The 16,856-nt window shown below is 71.1% G+C and carries 12 protein-coding genes; 9 read left to right on the top strand and 3 right to left on the bottom strand.

Going from position 1 to position 16,856, the window contains the following annotated elements; genetic code table 11:
• The first annotated feature begins 3 nt into the window (after window positions 1-3).
• The 5 genes from ACFXBC_RS14145 to ACFXBC_RS14125 all read left to right on the top strand — a co-directional run bounded on the left by ACFXBC_RS14145 (window position 4) and on the right by ACFXBC_RS14125 (window position 8,261).
• Window positions 4-735 carry a VIT1/CCC1 transporter family protein gene (locus ACFXBC_RS14145; RefSeq protein ID WP_385023216.1) on the top strand — a complete coding sequence of 244 codons (732 nt, stop codon included), beginning with the start codon at window positions 4-6 and terminating at the stop codon, window positions 733-735.
• A 335-nt stretch (window positions 736-1,070) separates the two neighbouring features.
• Entirely contained in the window at window positions 1,071-5,648 is a 4,578-nt protein-coding gene (gene gltB / locus ACFXBC_RS14140; protein ID WP_385023214.1) for a glutamate synthase large subunit, read from the top strand.
• Window positions 5,641-7,119 carry a glutamate synthase subunit beta gene (locus tag ACFXBC_RS14135; RefSeq protein WP_385023212.1) on the top strand — a complete coding sequence of 493 codons (1,479 nt, stop codon included), beginning with the start codon at window positions 5,641-5,643 and terminating at the stop codon, window positions 7,117-7,119. The genes gltB and ACFXBC_RS14135 overlap by 8 nt, the downstream gene beginning before the upstream one ends.
• 160 nt (window positions 7,120-7,279) lie before the next feature.
• Window positions 7,280-7,843 carry a HutD family protein gene (locus ACFXBC_RS14130; protein ID WP_385023210.1) on the top strand — a complete coding sequence of 188 codons (564 nt, stop codon included), beginning with the start codon at window positions 7,280-7,282 and terminating at the stop codon, window positions 7,841-7,843.
• A gap of 40 nt (window positions 7,844-7,883) precedes the next feature.
• A complete protein-coding gene (locus tag ACFXBC_RS14125) occupies window positions 7,884-8,261 on the top strand; it encodes a VOC family protein (RefSeq protein WP_385023208.1) in 378 nt (125 codons plus the stop codon).
• Between the two features lie 117 nt (window positions 8,262-8,378).
• Here the strand turns inward: ACFXBC_RS14125 and ACFXBC_RS14120 are convergent, their stop codons facing one another.
• Window positions 8,379-8,750 (bottom strand): VOC family protein, encoded by a 372-nt coding sequence (locus tag ACFXBC_RS14120; protein ID WP_385023206.1) that lies wholly within the window; start codon window positions 8,748-8,750, stop codon window positions 8,379-8,381.
• Window positions 8,751-9,226: 476 nt separating this feature from the next.
• Here ACFXBC_RS14120 and ACFXBC_RS14115 point away from each other — a divergent pair, with 476 nt between their 5' ends.
• Both ACFXBC_RS14115 and ACFXBC_RS14110 read left to right on the top strand, forming a co-directional pair.
• The gene (locus ACFXBC_RS14115; protein WP_015607926.1) at window positions 9,227-9,430 is read left to right on the top strand and encodes a cold-shock protein; all 204 of its coding nucleotides are present in this window, start codon (window positions 9,227-9,229) and stop codon (window positions 9,428-9,430) included.
• A gap of 95 nt (window positions 9,431-9,525) precedes the next feature.
• Window positions 9,526-11,112, top strand: a complete 1,587-nt coding sequence (locus ACFXBC_RS14110; RefSeq protein ID WP_385023204.1) for a DEAD/DEAH box helicase — start codon at window positions 9,526-9,528, stop codon at window positions 11,110-11,112.
• A gap of 42 nt (window positions 11,113-11,154) precedes the next feature.
• Here ACFXBC_RS14110 and ACFXBC_RS14105 read toward each other — a convergent pair whose 3' ends face one another.
• Both ACFXBC_RS14105 and ACFXBC_RS14100 read right to left on the bottom strand, forming a co-directional pair.
• The gene (locus tag ACFXBC_RS14105; protein WP_385023202.1) at window positions 11,155-11,598 is read right to left on the bottom strand and encodes a nitroreductase/quinone reductase family protein; all 444 of its coding nucleotides are present in this window, start codon (window positions 11,596-11,598) and stop codon (window positions 11,155-11,157) included.
• 146 nt (window positions 11,599-11,744) lie between these two features.
• Window positions 11,745-12,635 (bottom strand): hypothetical protein, encoded by an 891-nt coding sequence (locus ACFXBC_RS14100; RefSeq protein ID WP_385023200.1) that lies wholly within the window; start codon window positions 12,633-12,635, stop codon window positions 11,745-11,747.
• A gap of 133 nt (window positions 12,636-12,768) precedes the next feature.
• Here ACFXBC_RS14100 and ACFXBC_RS14095 point away from each other — a divergent pair, with 133 nt between their 5' ends.
• Complete coding sequence (locus tag ACFXBC_RS14095; RefSeq protein WP_385023198.1) at window positions 12,769-13,551, top strand: S1 family peptidase; 783 nt, start codon at window positions 12,769-12,771, stop codon at window positions 13,549-13,551.
• A gap of 136 nt (window positions 13,552-13,687) precedes the next feature.
• Entirely contained in the window at window positions 13,688-16,792 is a 3,105-nt protein-coding gene (locus ACFXBC_RS14090) for an endo-alpha-N-acetylgalactosaminidase family protein (protein ID WP_385023196.1), read from the top strand.
• Window positions 16,793-16,856 lie beyond the last annotated feature (64 nt).

The raw sequence follows: 16,856 nt of genomic DNA, 5'->3' as shown, positions 1-16,856 counted from the left end.
CCGATGTCCATCATGGAGAACGAGGCGACGCTGCATGAGGCGCACCGCGACAACCACACCCACCGGGACGTCAACGGCGGCTGGCTGCGCCCCGCCGTCTTCGGTGCGATGGACGGACTGGTCTCCAACCTCGCGCTGATGACCGGGGTCGCCGGCGGTGACGTCTCGCACCGCACTCTGGTGATCACCGGTCTTGCGGGCCTGGCGGCCGGAGCCTTCTCGATGGCCGCGGGCGAGTACACGTCGGTCGCCTCGCAGCGCGAGCTGGTCCAGGCCGAACTCGAAGTGGAGCGGCGGGAGTTGCGCAAGCACCCGCTGGACGAGATGAAGGAGCTCGCGGCGCTCTACGTATCACGCGGGGTGGAGCCCCGGCTGGCGGCCGCCGTCGCGGAGCAGCTCTCCAGGGACCCGGAGCAGGCGCTGGAGATCCATGCCAGGGAGGAGCTGGGCATCGACCCGGACGACCTCCCCTCGCCGCTGGTCGCCGCCGCGTCGTCCTTCGGGGCCTTCGCGCTGGGCGCGCTGCTCCCGCTGCTGCCGTATCTGCTCGGCGCCACCGTGCTCTGGCCGGCCCTGCTCCTCGCGCTGGTGGGGCTCTTCGGCTGCGGCGCCGTGGTGGCGCGGGTCACGGCCCGCTCCTGGTGGTACAGCGGGCTCCGGCAGCTGACACTGGGAGGGGCGGCGGCCGGAATCACCTACGCGCTGGGCGCGCTGTTCGGTACGGCGGTGGGCTGAGGCGTACGCGGGTGGCCCCCGGCGGGACCGGGCGAGGTGTTATGCGGCAGTCATCATAAGTATCGGTTACCCGGCGGTTTCGTGCCCCGGACCACCGGGCATAAGCCGGAAACACCGCAGACAGCCGCAGGCAACGTCGCCTGCTCCGTCAGTGGCTCACGGACGCCGACCCGGCCGTGTCGCTTCCCGCCTCCACCGCCTGCCGGTGTCCGCATGCTGGGATGAAACATCCGCTTTTCGAGAAGCATTCCATCATGTAACCTGCTCGAAATTTCGCAGAGGGCCAACGTCGTCCCTATGCACTTGCATATGCCACGACGACGACGGGAGAGCCGATGCGCATCCACGCCTGGTCGCCCATGGAGGGTCGCCCCGCCCCGCAGGGGATGTACGACCCCAGCAACGAACACGACGCCTGCGGTGTCGGGTTCGTGGCCACTCTTACCGGCGTGGCCAGCCACGAGCTGGTCGAGCAGGCGCTGACCGTACTGCGCAATCTCGAACACCGCGGCGCCACCGGATCAGAGCCGGACTCCGGCGACGGCGCCGGCATCCTGCTCCAGGTGCCGGACGCCTTCCTCCGTGAGGTCACCGGTTTCGAGCTCCCCGAAGCGGGCGCGTACGCCGTCGGGATCGGCTTCCTGCCGCTCGACGACAGCCCCGCCGCCGTCTCGCGGATCGAGACACTGGCCGCCGAGGAAGGGCTCACCGTCCTCGGCTGGCGCGAGGTCCCGGTCACCCCCGACCTCCTCGGCAGCGGCGCCCGCGCCACCATGCCCGAGTTCCGCCAGCTCTTCGTCGCCGACGCACCCGACGGGCAGGAAGCCCCCGCGACCGGTATCGCGCTCGACCGCAAGGCCTTCGTGCTGCGCAAGCGCGCCGAGCGCGAGGCCGGTGTCTACTTCCCGTCGCTCTCCGCCCGCACGGTCGTCTACAAGGGCATGCTCACGACAGGCCAGCTGGAGCCGTTCTTCCCGGACCTCTCCGACCGCCGCTTCGCCACCGCCGTCGCCCTGGTGCACTCGCGCTTCTCGACCAACACCTTCCCGAGCTGGCCGCTCGCCCACCCGTACCGCTTCGTCGCGCACAACGGCGAGATCAATACGGTCAAGGGCAACCGCAACTGGATGAAGGCCCGCGAGTCCCAGCTCGCGTCCGACCTCTTCGGACCGCAGAAGCTGGACCGGATCTTCCCCCTCTGCACCCCGGACGCCTCGGACTCCGCCTCCTTCGACGAGGTCCTGGAGCTGCTGCACCTCGGCGGCCGCTCGCTCCCGCACTCCGTGCTGATGATGGTCCCCGAGGCGTGGGAGAACCACGACTCGATGGACCCGGCCCGCCGGGCCTTCTACCAGTACCACTCGACGATGATGGAGCCCTGGGACGGCCCCGCCTGCGTCACCTTCACCGACGGCACCCAGGTCGGCGCGGTCCTCGACCGCAACGGCCTGCGCCCCGGCCGCTACTGGGTGACCGACGACGGCCTGGTCGTCCTCTCGTCCGAGGTCGGCGTCCTGGACATCGACCCCGCGAAGGTCGTCCGCAAGGGCCGGCTGCAGCCCGGCCGGATGTTCCTCGTGGACACCGCCGAGCACCGCATCATCGAGGACGACGAGATCAAGGCGGGCCTCGCCGCCGAGCAGCCGTACGAGGAGTGGCTGGAGAGCGGCGAGATCGAGCTGGAGGACCTCCCCGAGCGCGAGCACATCGTGCACACCCACGCCTCGGTCACCCGCCGCCAGCAGACCTTCGGCTACACCGAGGAGGAGCTGCGCATCATCCTCGCGCCGATGGCCCGCACCTCGGGCGAGCCGCTCGGCTCCATGGGCACCGACTCGCCGATCGCCGCGCTCTCCGCGCGCCCCCGGCTGCTCTTCGACTACTTCACCCAGCTCTTCGCACAGGTCACCAACCCGCCGCTGGACGCCATCCGTGAGGAGCTCGTCACCTCGCTGCGCTCCACGCTCGGCCCCGCGGGCAACATCCTGGAGCCCACCGCGGCCTCCTGCCGCAGCGTCACGCTGCCCTTCCCGGTGATCGACAACGACGAGCTGGCCAAGCTCATACACATCAACGCCGACGGCGACATGCCGGGGATGAAGGCCGCGACGCTCGCCGGTCTCTACCGGGTCGGCGGCGGCGGCGACGCGCTGGCCGCCCGGCTGAAGGACATCTGCGACGAGACCGACGCCGCCATCGAGGCCGGCGCCCGGCTGATCGTCCTCTCCGACCGGCACTCCGACGCCGAGCACGCCCCGATCCCCTCGCTGCTGCTCACATCGGCCGTCCACCACCACCTGATCCGCACCAAGCAGCGCACCCAGGTGGGGCTGCTCGTCGAGGCCGGCGACGTGCGCGAGGTGCACCATGTCGCGCTGCTCATCGGATACGGCGCCGCCGCCGTCAACCCGTACCTCGCCATGGAGTCCGTCGAGGACCTGGTCAGGGCCGGCACCTTCATCGAGGGCCTGGAGCCCGAGCAGGCCATCCGCAACCTGATCTACGCCCTCGGCAAGGGCGTCCTGAAGGTCATGTCCAAGATGGGCATCTCGACCGTGGCCTCCTACCGGGGCGCTCAGGTCTTCGAGGCCGTCGGACTCGACCAGTCCTTCGTCGACACCTACTTCAACGGCACCGCCACCAAGATCGGCGGCGCCGGACTCGACGTCGTCGCCACCGAGGTCGCCGCCCGGCACGCCAAGGCGTACCCCCCGTCCGGCATCTCCGCCACGCACCGCAAGCTGGAGATCGGCGGCGAGTACCAGTGGCGCCGCGAGGGCGAGCCGCACCTCTTCGACCCGGACACGGTCTTCCGTCTCCAGCACGCGGCACGCTCCGGCCGGTACGACATCTTCAAGAAGTACACGGACCGGGTGAACGAGCAGTCCGAGCGGCTGATGACGCTCCGCGGCCTCTTCGGCTTCGCGTCCGGCCGCACCCCGGTCCCGCTGGACGAGGTGGAGCCCGCGTCCGAGATCGTCAAGCGCTTCTCGACCGGCGCCATGTCGTACGGCTCCATCTCCCAGGAGGCGCACGAGACCCTCGCCATCGCCATGAACCAGCTGGGCGGCAAGTCCAACACCGGTGAGGGCGGCGAGGACGCCGAGCGTCTCTACGACCCGGCGCGCCGCTCGTCCATCAAGCAGGTCGCGTCCGGCCGCTTCGGTGTGACCAGCGAGTACCTGGTCAACGCGGACGACATCCAGATCAAGATGGCGCAGGGCGCCAAGCCCGGCGAGGGCGGCCAGCTGCCCGGCCACAAGGTCTACCCGTGGGTCGCGAAGACCCGGCACTCGACGCCGGGCGTCGGCCTCATCTCGCCGCCGCCGCACCACGACATCTACTCCATCGAGGACCTCGCCCAGCTGATCCACGACCTCAAGAACGCCAACCCGGCGGCCCGCATCCATGTGAAGCTGGTCTCCGAGGTCGGTGTCGGCACGGTCGCCGCGGGCGTCTCCAAGGCGCACGCGGACGTCGTCCTCATCTCCGGACACGACGGCGGCACCGGTGCCTCCCCGCTCACCTCGCTGAAGCACGCGGGCGGCCCCTGGGAGCTGGGCCTCGCCGAGACCCAGCAGACGCTGCTGCTCAACGGCTTGCGCGACCGCATCGTCGTCCAGACCGACGGCCAGCTGAAGACCGGCCGTGATGTCATCATCGCCGCGCTGCTCGGCGCCGAGGAGTTCGGTTTCGCGACCGCGCCGCTCGTCGTCTCCGGCTGCGTCATGATGCGCGTCTGCCACCTGGACACCTGCCCGGTCGGCATCGCCACCCAGAACCCGGTGCTGCGCGAGCGCTTCTCCGGCAAGGCCGAGTACATCGTGAACTTCTTCCGCTTCATCGCCGAAGAGGTCCGCGAACTCCTCGCCGAGCTGGGCTTCCGTACCCTCGAAGAGGCCGTCGGCCACGCCGAGCTGCTCGACACCGAGCGGGCGGTGAACCACTGGAAGGCCCAGGGGCTCGAACTCGCCCCGCTCTTCCACGTCCCCGACCTGCCCGACGGTGCGGTACGCCACCGGACGGCGGCGCAGGACCACGGGCTGGAGAAGGCGCTCGACAACCAGCTGATCAAGCTGGCGGCCGACGCGCTGGACGCCGACTCCGCCGAGTCCGCCCAGCCGGTGCGCGCGCAGGTCGCCATCCGGAACATCAACCGGACCGTCGGCACCATGCTCGGCCACGAGGTGACGAAGAAGTTCGGCGGCGCCGGCCTGCCCGACGACACCGTCGACATCACCTTCACCGGCTCCGCGGGCCAGTCCTTCGGCGCCTTCGTCCCGCGCGGTGTCACGCTCCGTCTTGAGGGCGACGCCAACGACTACGTCGGCAAGGGCCTCTCCGGCGGCCGGGTCGTCGTCCGCCCGGACCGCGGCGCCGAGCACCTCGCCGAGTACTCCACCATCGCGGGCAACACCATCGCCTACGGCGCGACCGGCGGCGAACTGTTCCTGCGCGGCCGCACCGGCGAGCGGTTCTGCGTCCGCAACTCCGGCGCGACGGTCGTATCGGAGGGTGTGGGCGACCACGGCTGCGAGTACATGACCGGCGGCCACGCGGTGGTCATCGGCGAGACCGGGCGGAACTTCGCCGCCGGTATGTCGGGCGGCATCGCGTACGTCATCGACCTGGACCCGGACAACGTCAACGCCGGCAACACCGGTGCGGTCGAGCCCGTCGACGCGACCGACAAGCAGTGGCTGCACGACGTCGTGCGCCGCCACCAGGAGGAGACCGGCTCCACCGTGGCCGAGAAGCTGCTGGCCGACTGGGACGCCGCGGCTGCCCGCTTCAGCAAGATCATCCCGACCACCTACAAGGCAGTGCTCGCCGCCAAGGACGCCGCTGAGCTGGCAGGTCTCTCCGAGAACGAGACCACCGAGAAGATGATGGAGGCGGCGACCAATGGCTGACCCCAAGGGCTTTCTGACCACGGACCGCGAGGTCGCGCAGACCCGCCCCGTCGATGAGCGGGTGAAGGACTGGAACGAGGTCTACGTCCCCGGATCCCTGCTGCCGATCATCAGCAAGCAGGCCGGGCGCTGCATGGACTGCGGCATCCCCTTCTGCCACAACGGCTGTCCGCTGGGGAACCTCATCCCCGAGTGGAACGACTACGCGTACCGCGAGGACTGGTCGGCGGCGTCCGAGCGGCTGCACGCCACCAACAACTTCCCGGAGTTCACCGGACGCCTCTGCCCGGCGCCCTGCGAGTCGGCGTGCGTCCTCGGCATCAACCAGCCGGCCGTCACCATCAAGAACGTCGAAGTCTCGATCATCGACAAGGCGTGGGACAGCGGCGACGTCACCCCGCAGCCGCCCGAGCGGCTCTCCGGCAAGACGGTCGCGGTCATCGGCTCGGGCCCGGCCGGCCTCGCCGCCGCCCAGCAGCTGACCCGGGCCGGGCACACGGTCGCCGTCTACGAGCGCGCGGACCGCATCGGGGGGCTGCTCCGGTACGGCATCCCCGCGTTCAAGATGGAGAAGTCCCACATCAACCGGCGTATCGAGCAGATGCGCGCGGAGGGCACCAAGTTCCGTACCGAGACGGAGATCGGCCGCGACATCGACGCGGCGAAGCTCCGCCGCCGCTACGACGCGGTGGTCATCGCTGCCGGTGCGACGGTCTCCCGCGACCTGCCCGTACCGGGCCGCGAGCTGAACGGCATCCACTTCGCGATGGAGTACCTGCCGCTCGCCAACAAGGTGCAGGAGGGTGACCTCACGGTGGCCCCGATCACCGCCGAGGGCAAGCATGTCGTGGTCATCGGCGGCGGCGACACCGGCGCCGACTGCGTGGGCACCGCCCACCGCCAGGGCGCCAAGTCGGTCACCCAGCTGGAGATCATGCCCAGGCCCGGCGACGAGCGGAACCCGGGCCAGCCCTGGCCGACCTTCCCGATGCTCTACAAGGTCACCTCGGCGCACGAGGAGGGCGGCGAGCGCATCTACGCCGTCTCGACCACCCACTTCGAGGGCTCGGCGCCCGAGGAGGGGGAGACGGTCGGGAACGTCAAGTACCTCCACCTCGTCGAGGTGGAGTTCAAGGACGGCAAGCTGGAGCAGCAGCCCGGCACCGAGCGCCGGATCCCCGCCGAGCTGGTCACCCTGGCCATGGGCTTCACCGGCACCGACCAGGCCAACGGCCTCGTCCAGCAGTTCGGCCTCGAACTCGACGCCCGCGGCAACATCGCCCGCGACGCCGACTTCGCGACCAATGTGCCCGGCGTGTACGTTGCTGGTGACGCGGGCCGCGGCCAGTCGCTGATCGTCTGGGCGATCGCCGAGGGCCGTTCGGCGGCGCGCGGCGTGGACCGCTTCCTCACGGGCGCCAGCGAGCTGCACGCCCCGATCAGGCCGACGGACCGGGCACTGACCGTCTGACGGCCCTACAGAACGTCCCGCACAATGGGGTGCGGAACTGAACGCGGCGCCTGCCTTGTCCCCGACCGGACACTGGGTGGGCGCCGTGGCGCGTCCGGCGGCCCCTGACGGCGGGCCCGGCCTGGGCGGACGAGAGAGCGGAGCAGCGGAGGATGCGGGCGTGACGGTACGGATACTGCGGGCAGCCGGCCGGGCAGCCACGCCCTGGAAGAACGGCGGCGGGGTCACCCGCGAGATCGCCGCGTGGCCCGAGGGCGCCGGGATGGACGGTTTCGCCTGGCGGGTGAGCCTGGCCGATGTCGGCGCCGACGGGCCCTTCTCCGTCTTCCCCGGAGTCACCAGGGTGCTGACGGTCGCCGACGGCGCGGGGATGGAGCTGACGGCCGGCGGGGTGGCGCTCCGGGCTGACGAGCGGTTCGTGCCGCACCGCTTCGCCGGTGATGTGCCGACCCACGGACGCCTGCTCGGCGGCCCTGTCGTGAACTTCAACGTGATGTACCGCGAGGCGCTCACCGACGCGCTCACCTCGGTCGTACGCGGCAGTCTCGCCGTCGCGGTCCCGCCGGAAGCCACCGTGCTGGTCGTCGCCCTGGACGGGGCCGCCGTCCTGGAGGACACGGGCGACGCCCTGGGCCCCTACGACGCCGCGGTCGTCACCGGGGAGTCACCAGGGGTGCTGCGGGCGGAGGGCCACACCGCGCTCGTCACCCTGCGCAGCCGCTGAATTCCCTTGCGCCACAGGGCGGTTGAGGCATGATGCGATCATGGCTTCCTTTGTACGTCATGTGACAGTCGACTGTGCCGACGCTTATGAGCTCGGCAGTTTCTGGGCCAGGGCCCTCGATATCCCGCTCGCCGACGACGACAGGCCGGGCGACCCCGAGGCGCTGATCCAGGCGACCGGATTCGGGCTGCTCTTCATCCAGGTGCCCGAGCCCAAACAGATCAAGAACCGTCTGCATCTGGACCTCCAGCCGACGGACCGTACCCGGGAGGAGGAGGTCGAGCGGCTGCTGGCGCTGGGCGCCACGCTCGTGGAGGACCACCGCAGGCCCGACGGGCGGGGGTGGGTCACGCTGGCGGACATCGAGGGCAACGAGTTCTGTGTCGAGCGGAGCACCGCCGAGCGCTCCGGGGACTGACCGGCCGCGGGAGAGTGCCGACGGGCGCGGTTCCCGGACCGTCCGGTCGTCAGGCCGCCCCGTCCGGACCGCCCCGCCCCGTGCGTACTGCCCCGTCCGCCCCGTCCGGGCGTGGGGTCAGTGGCGTACCAGGCAGAAGGGGTGCCCCGCGGGGTCCGCGTAGATACGCCAGCCAGGGGCGCTGTCGTCGAGCAGATGGGCGCCCGCGTCGAGCACCTCGACCTCCGCCCGGTCCAGGTCGGGCACACCGAAGTCCAGATGGAACTGCTGGGGCCTGGTCGGGTCCGGCCAGGCTGGTGCACGGTGGTTCTCGGCGCGCTGGAACGCCAGGACCAGACCGGAAGCGGTGTGCAGCGTGGACCAGTCGGAGTCGAGCGACCAGCGGGGGTCGGGCCGGTCGACGCTGCCGCCGAGGACCGCCCGGTAGAACGCGGCCAGGTCTGCGGGTTCGGGGCAGTCCAGCACTATGCACTGCAATTCGGCGATCATGCCCGGAATCCTAGGCCGGTGGCCGCCGCGCCCCGCAGGGGGAGGGGGCGTCCCGGACCTCACGGGCGGAGGTGAACGGCAATCGAACAGTGGCGGGATCTTTCATCCGCCGGGCTTGTTCTGCCGGCCGTCGGCGGCCGTCACGGGACGGCATGCCGGCGGCCCGGCGCACGGGGCAACTGTGCTTCCTTGTCAGGCGAGTTGATCCACCCCGCCTGTTCCGTACGGGCCGGAGGCGCCGGTCGGAGGGGTGCGGCGAGATCATCCGGGTCCCGTCGCCTCCGGACATCCCGGCGGCAGGCGTGCTAGGCTGACGACGTTGCAGTTTTGGTACCCATGAACTTTATGTGCGCCTGACGGGAATGCTCCGACAGGCGCATTATTGTTTTCCGGCTTTCTCCGGGTGGGGTTCAATGCGGCGACGCGGAATTCGTAAAGTGCGAATTTCCGGCACTGCACCTGTTGAGGAGAATGTTATGGCCACCGGTACCGTGAAGTGGTTCAACTCGGAAAAGGGCTTCGGCTTCATCGAGCAGGACGGCGGCGGCGCCGACGTCTTCGCCCACTACTCGAACATCGCCACCCAGGGCTTCCGTGAGCTCCAGGAGGGCCAGAAGGTCTCCTTCGACGTCACGCAGGGCCAGAAGGGCCCGCAGGCGGAGAACATCGTTCCGGCCTGATTGTCGGACGCGTACCTCGCTGACCGGGGCCCGCACCTCCAGGGTGCGGGTCCCGGTTTGTGCTGTCCTACATCCGGCAGGAAGGCTTGAACCGCATGACCCGCTCCGCTGAACGCCCGGCACGCCCCGCACGCACCAGTCCGCCGAGGGGCCGCGGCAAGGCCCCCGCAAAGTCTCCGGCCCGCAAGGCCGCTCCCAGGCCTGCCGAATTCACCCTGCCGGAGACCCTCACCCCCGCGCTGCCCGCCGTCGACGCCTTCGCCGAGCTGGACATGCCGGCCGCGCTCCTGAAGACCCTCGCCGCCCAGGGGGTCACCGACCCCTTCCCGATCCAGGCCGCGACCCTGCCGAACTCCCTCGCGGGCCGCGATCTGCTCGGCCGCGGGCGTACCGGCTCCGGAAAGACCCTCGCCTTCGGACTGGCGATGCTGGCCCGTGTCGCCGGCCGCCGCGCCGAGCCGAAGGCGCCGCTGGCTCTCGTGCTGGTGCCCACCCGTGAGCTGGCGCAGCAGGTCACCGACGCGCTGACGCCGTACGCCACCTCGGTCCAGCTGCGGCTGACCACGGTCGTCGGCGGGATGTCGATCTCCCGGCAGTCCGGCGCGCTGCGGCGCGGCGCCGAGATCCTGGTCGCCACTCCGGGGCGGCTCAAGGACCTCATCGAGCGCGGCGACTGCCGCCTCGACCAGGTTGGGATCACCGTGCTCGACGAGGCCGACCAGATGGCCGACATGGGCTTCATGCCGCAGGTCACCGCGCTGCTCAAGCAGGTCGAGCCCGGCGGCCAGCGGATGCTGTTCTCGGCGACCCTGGACAAGAACATCGACCGGCTGGTCAAGATGTTCCTGACCGACCCGGTCGTGCACTCCGTGGACCCGTCGGCCGGCGCGGTGACCACGATGGACCACCATGTGCTCTACGTCGCCGACGAGACCGACAAGAAGGCCGTCACCACCCGCATCGCGGCCCGCGACGGCCGGGTGATCCTCTTCCTGGACACCAAGCGTTCCGTGGACCGCCTGGTGAAGCGGCTGCTCGCCAGCGGGGTACGGGCGGGCGGCCTGCACGGCGGACGCTCCCAGCCGCAGCGCAACCGCACTCTCGACCAGTTCAAGAACGGCCAGGTCACCGCGCTCGTCGCGACCAATGTCGCGGCGCGCGGCATCCACATCGACGACCTCGACCTGGTCGTGAACGTGGACCCGCCCACCGACCACAAGGACTATGTCCACCGTGGCGGCCGCACCGCGCGGGCGGGCGAGTCGGGCAGCGTCGTCACGCTCGTGCTCCCGGAGCAGAAGCGTGACATGACCCGGCTGATGTCGGACGCCGGCATCTCGCCCAGGACCGCCAGGGTCAGGTCCAGCGACGAGGAGCTCACCCGGATCACCGGGGCGCAGGAGCCATCGGGCGTCGCGGTCGTCGTCGACGTACCGCAGCAGGCCACCGCACCGCAGCGGCGCTCCAGGCCCAGCAGGCCCGCGAACGGGGCCGCGGCTCCCTCCGGGCAGGGCCGCGGTGGCCGTGGCCGCCGCGGTGGTCAGGGCCAGGGCGGCGGCCAGAGCGGTCAGGGCCGTGGCGGCGCGGGCCGCGGTGCCGGCGGCGCTGGTCAGGGCCGTGGTGGCCAGGGGCGCGGCGGTCAGAGCCGTGGTGGCCAGGGCGGGCGCAGGGCCGCTGCCTGATCCGACCGTGCGGCCGGGCCCCTCCGCGGAGCGGGCCCGGCGTCAGCTCGGCGGATGCAGGTCGATACGGACCGTCAGCAGCTCTGTCCCCATCGCCCGCACGACCGCCGCGTTCAGCGCGCGCAGCGGATGCCGGCGGACGAGGGCGCGCTGCCGGGCGTACGGGTCGTCGCCGGGGAGCAGCTCGGCCGTCCCGGGCACCCAGACGAAGCGCCGCCCCGCACGCAGCCGGACCCGCACATCGGGGCAGGCCCGGATGTTGCGTACGTAGTCGGCGTGCGTGCCGTGCTCCGCGACGATCCAGAACACCCGGCCCTCCCTGCCCTCGCCGACCGGGGTGGTGCGGATCTGCCCGGTGACCCGCCCGCGTGTCTCCAGCAGCGCGTAGCCGGGGGCGGCGCCCAGCCGCAGCAGCAGCCGGACCGGAGGGTTGACCAGATACCGCTGGAGCGGCCGCACCAGTGCGTGCTTGGTCTCTACGCGCATGAGAATCACTCTCCAGGTCTCCAGGTCTCCAGGTCTCCGGTGGCCGTTACAGCCGTCAGGCGGCGCAGCCGGGCGGGCCGGTCGGGCGTCGCTCTCCGTTGTTGCTGACCGGTGTCGCTGGCCGGTGCCACTGTCCTGTGTCACCGTCAGGTGTCGCACTCCAGGACCGTGCGGCAGAGCCCGCAGCGCGCCCGGACCCGGCCCCGGACCGGCACCCTGATCCGCTGCTGGCAGGTGGGGCAGGCGAAACTGACGCGCAGTCCGTCCGCCGCCCGCTCGAAGGCGTACGGCAGTCCGGGGCCGGTGCGGCCCCCGTGCTCCAGCGCGTACCTCCGGTGCTTCGCATAGGCCCGGCGCCCCGCCCACCCCGCCGCGGTCAGCGGCGGCCGGCAGGCGTCCTGACCGGCCCTGGTCCGACCCTTCGTGTACGCCGTGTAGGCCTGCGGGCTGGTGAACCAGACCGACGGGTCCTCGTCGAAGAGCGCCGCCCGCTTGGCCAGGACGTACCCGAACTCCTCCGGGGTGAGATAGCCGAGCTTCTGGCTGGACACCGCGTCCTCGCGGAACGCGTCCAGCAGCAGCCAGCCCGCCCCGAGATAGGTCGCCGCGGTGTCCGTGAGGATCTCGTTGTCCCGGGTCCCCGCGAAGCCGAGACCGAGCCGGTGCAGCAGCACATGGGTGATCTCATGGGCCAGAGCCGCCCCGATATCGGCCCTGTGGGTGCGGAAACGGTCGTTGAGCTCGATGAAGTACTCCGGTCCCGCCGTCAGTTCGACCGCCGCCGCGTGCTCCATCCCGCGGAAGCCGACGACCATGCGCGCATCCGGCAGCCGCAGCTGGTGGACCAGCGCACGGGCCACCCGCTGGGCGCCCAGATGCAGATCGTCCAGGTCGGAGAAGGCCACATCGGCGGGGGCGACGCTCGGCGCGTAGCCGAGCACACCCTCGTACGAGAGACGTCTGTGGAGCGCCGTGATCGCCGCCCGCACGGTCTCCAGATGCGGAAATCCGTGTACGACCTCGCTGTCGTCCGTCACACACCCACTCTACGACCGGGCGGAAACCCCGGACAGCGGCCATTGTCGTGGGAACAGCCCATTCCGGGCGAGGGGTCCGCCCCCGGTCCGGAACGGGTTTGAGGATCCCTCAGCCCCCACGAGAGGAAGCCCGTTGAACCAGCCAGAGCGCACCATCGGACGATGCGCGGCCCTGGGCGCCGCCGTACTCGCAGCCCTCAGCCTCCAGCCCGCCCCGGCCTCGGCCGCCGCACCCGAGCCCGTCGTCGGAGGCACCCGGGTGGCGGAGGGCCAGTACCCCTTTATGGTGCATCTCTCCCAGGGATGCGGCGGCGCCCTCTACGCCAAGGACATCGTCCTCACCGCGGCCCACTGCGTCACCGGCTCAGGGGCCAACACCTCGATCACCGCGACGGCGGGCTCCGTCGACCTGCAGGGCCCGCACGCCGTCCACATCAAGTCCACCCAGGTCGTCCGGGCCCCCGGCTACGAGGGCAAGGGCAAGGACTGGGCGCTGATCAAACTGGCCGCGCCCTTCGACCTGCCGACCCTGCCCCTCGTCACCGGTACGGCCTACGACAACGGGAACTTCACCATCGCGGGCTGGGGCTCGACGAGCGAGGACGGCGGCCAGCAGCGCTATCTCCGGCAGGCGACGGTCCCGTACGTCTCGGACGAGAAGTGCGCGGAGGCGTACAAGACGCAGTTCCACGCGAGTGACGAGATCTGCGCCGGAGACGTCGACAAGGGCGGCGTCGACACCTGCCAGGGCGACTCCGGCGGACCGATGTTCCGCAAGGACGACAAGGGCGAGTGGGTCCAGGTCGGGATCGTGAGCTATGGCCAGGGCTGCGCCGAGCCGGGCTACCCGGGTGTGTACGCCCAGGTGTCCGCGCTCTCGGCGGACATCAGGTCGGCCGCGGACAAGCTGCACTGAGGACGGCGCCGGAGACCAGGACAGAGGGCCGGACATCGCGATAGTCCAAGACCTCTCCCTCCTTTGTCCATAGGCGCACACTCCCCGCCCCTCCATCGTGACGTGCACGGATGACCGTCGCGATGGAGGAGCAGGCGTGCACGAAGAAGACCGAGGGCCCAGCCGCAGGACCGTAGTGGCCGCCACCGCGCTGGCCGGTGTCGGAGCGGCGTTCGCCACCCCGTCCGCCTTCGCCGCGGACACGGCGGCCACGGGCTCCGGAACCGCCGGCGCGGCCGAGACCGTACTGCGCTCCGACGCGCTCGACGTACGCGTCGACCGCGGCTTCCCGCGCATCGTGTCGTACACCGACCGCCGGACGGGTGCGCTGCTGCACGGGCAGGAGGAGCCCGTCGCCTCGGTACTCGTCGACGGGACCGCGCACACCCCGAAGGTGACGTCCAGGCCGGGCCGGGACCGGATCGCGTACACCCTCGCCTTCGACGGCGGGACCGAGATCGGCGTCGAGATCAGGGTCTCCGGGTGGCGGACCGACTGGCGGGTCACCCGGATCGCGGACACCGCGGCGCTGCGCGTGGGGACCCTTGAGATCCCCGCGCTCGCCTTCCTCTCCGTACGCAGCGACCAGCCGGGCGCCACCCTGCTGGCCGCCAAGCTCGACCTCGACAAGGCCAAGAGCGGCGACACCCTGGTGAAGGTCGCGCCCGGCAGCGCGGCGGACCCGGCGCCGGTCGGCTGCGCGTACGCCGTGGTGGCGCACGACCGGCTCGGCGGCGCCGTCGAGACCAACACGGTCTACGACAAGCCGGCCGACACGCCCGGCGCCACCTGGGAGAACGGCCGGATGTGGCGGCAGACCGTCAAGAAGGACGGCTATGTCAAGGCGCAGCTGGCCTGCGGCCAGTGGACCCACCGCGCGGACACCTCGCCTGTGGACGCCACCGAGCCGCTGCCGTACGCGACCGTCGTCGTCACCCGGGACCGCAACGGCGACGGTGTCGTCGACTGGCAGGACGCGGCCATCGCCTTCCGCGACATCATGGTGACCCCGCTCGGCGCCGACGACACCCATCTGCGGGTCGTCCCGCACATCCCCTTCAACTTCGCCTCGCAGGCCACCAATCCGTTCCTCGCGACCCTCGACAACGTCAAGCGGATCTCGCTCGCCACGGACGGGCTGCGCCAGTACACGCTGCTCAAGGGGTACCAGTCGGAGGGCCACGACTCGGCGCACCCCGACTACGCGGGCAACTACAACGAGCGGGCCGGCGGGCTCGCCGACATGAACACCCTCGTCAAGGAGGGCAGCAAGTGGAACAGCGACTTCAGCGTGCACGTCAACGCCACCGAGTCGTACCCCGTCGCCCACGCCTTCTCCGAAAAGCTCGTCGACAAGACCGACAAGCAGTGGGACTGGCTCGACCAGTCCTACCGCATCGACTCCCGGCGTGACCTGGTATCGGGCGACATCATCAAGCGGCTGCGGGACCTGCGCAGGGACGCGCACCCGGCGCTCAACGCCATCTACTTCGACGTCTTCCGCGAGTCGGGCTGGAACGGCGACCGGCTCCAGCGGGCCCTGCGCGAGCAGGGCTGGACGGTCAGCAGCGAGTGGGGCCACGGCCTGGAGCGCTCGTCGGTCTGGTCGCACTGGGCGAACGAGACCGACTACGGCGGCGACACCTCACGCGGTATCAACTCCCAGCTGATCCGCTTCATCCGCAACCACCAGAAGGACGTCTTCTCCAACAAGTGGCCCACGCTGCTGGGCGCCGGACGGATGGGGAACTTCGAGGGCTGGGTCGGCAAGACCGACTGGAACGCCTTCTACGACATCATCTGGACCGAGGCGCTGCCCGCGAAGTACCTCCAGGCCTACCCGGTCAAGCGGTGGACCGAGCACGAGATCACCTTCTTCGGCCCCACCGGGACCGTCGTCGGCGACACCGACGGCAACCGCCGGATCACCACCGACGGACGGGTCGTCTACACCGGCGGCAGCTATCTGCTGCCCTGGGAGCCCCGCAGGGCCACCGACCCGGAGAAGCTCTACCACTACAACCCGAAGGGCGGCTCCACCACCTGGCAGCTGCCGCGCGGCTGGGCGCACTCCTCGCGCGTCGCGCTCTACCGGCTCACCGACCAGGGCCGGGTGCACACGGGTGACCTGGCGGTCCGCTCGGGCAAGGTCACCGTGGAGGCCACCGCGGGACAGCCGTATGTGCTGTACCGCTCCCGGGTGGCGGCGCCCGCCGAGCCCCGGTGGGGACAGGGCACCCCGGTGTACGACCCCGGCTTCAACTCCGGCTCCCTGAAGGGCTGGAAGACCACGGCCGGGGGGACGGCCTCCGTCGTGCGCAGCACCATCGGCGACTACGAGCTGGTGATCGGCGCCGGAGCGGCCACCGCGGTCAGCCAGCGCCTGGGACGGCTGCCCGCCGGGACCTACGCCGCGTCGGTGCAGGTCGAGGTCGGCAAGAAGGCGGGGGAGCGGCGCCGGGCCGCCCTGGAAATCCGTACTGCCGACGGGGTCACCGCCGCCAACTGGACCGACACCTCGTGCGCGGGCAACTACGTGGCGGCGGACCGCAAGTCCGGCACCCGCTTCCAGCGGATGTTCACCTACTTCAGCGTGCCGGAGAGCGGCGGCCGGGTCGACCTGACGCTGCGGGCGGCCGCGGGCGACGCTCAGGTGCGCTTCGACAATCTGCGGATCGCCGCCGCGAAGCCCACCCGCAGGGCGGGAACGCTGGCCTTCGAGGACTTCGAGAACGTCCCGCAGGGCTGGGGCGTCTTCGTCAAGGGCGACGCGGGCGACACGACCGACCCGCGGACCCATGTCGGGCAGCGGCACGCGCCGTTCACCCAGCGGGGCTGGAACGGCAAGGTCATCGACGACGTCATCGACGGCAGCCAGTCGCTCAAGTCCCGTGGTGAGAACGGCGGGCTCGTCTACCGGACCGTGCAGCACACCGTCCGCTTCGAGCCGTCCAAGCGGTACCGGGTCTCCTTCCGGTACGAGAACGACACGGCGGGCCAGTACGCCTGGATCACCGGCGTCGACGAGCCCGCCCCGCGCGAGCTGGACCGCAAGGCGCTGCCCGTGGCGACCGGACCGACGGTGCTGAGCTACGAGTTCACCGCCCCGGCGGACGGCGACGCCTGGGTGGGGCTGCGCAAGGTCGGCGACGACGGGGTCGCCGAGTTCGCGCTCGATGCCTTCGAGGTCCGGGAGGTGTAGCCGGGGGATGGCCGGCCCCCTGTGCCGGGGGCCGGCCCTGCGGCGTCCGGTGCGCGCCGGACGG

The sequence above is a fragment of the Streptomyces sp. NPDC059398 genome, assembly GCF_042751845.1.
GTDB lineage: Bacteria > Actinomycetota > Actinomycetes > Streptomycetales > Streptomycetaceae > Streptomyces.
Note: the sequence above shows the minus strand (reverse complement) of the source record. Positions and strands in the feature narration are given on the sequence as shown.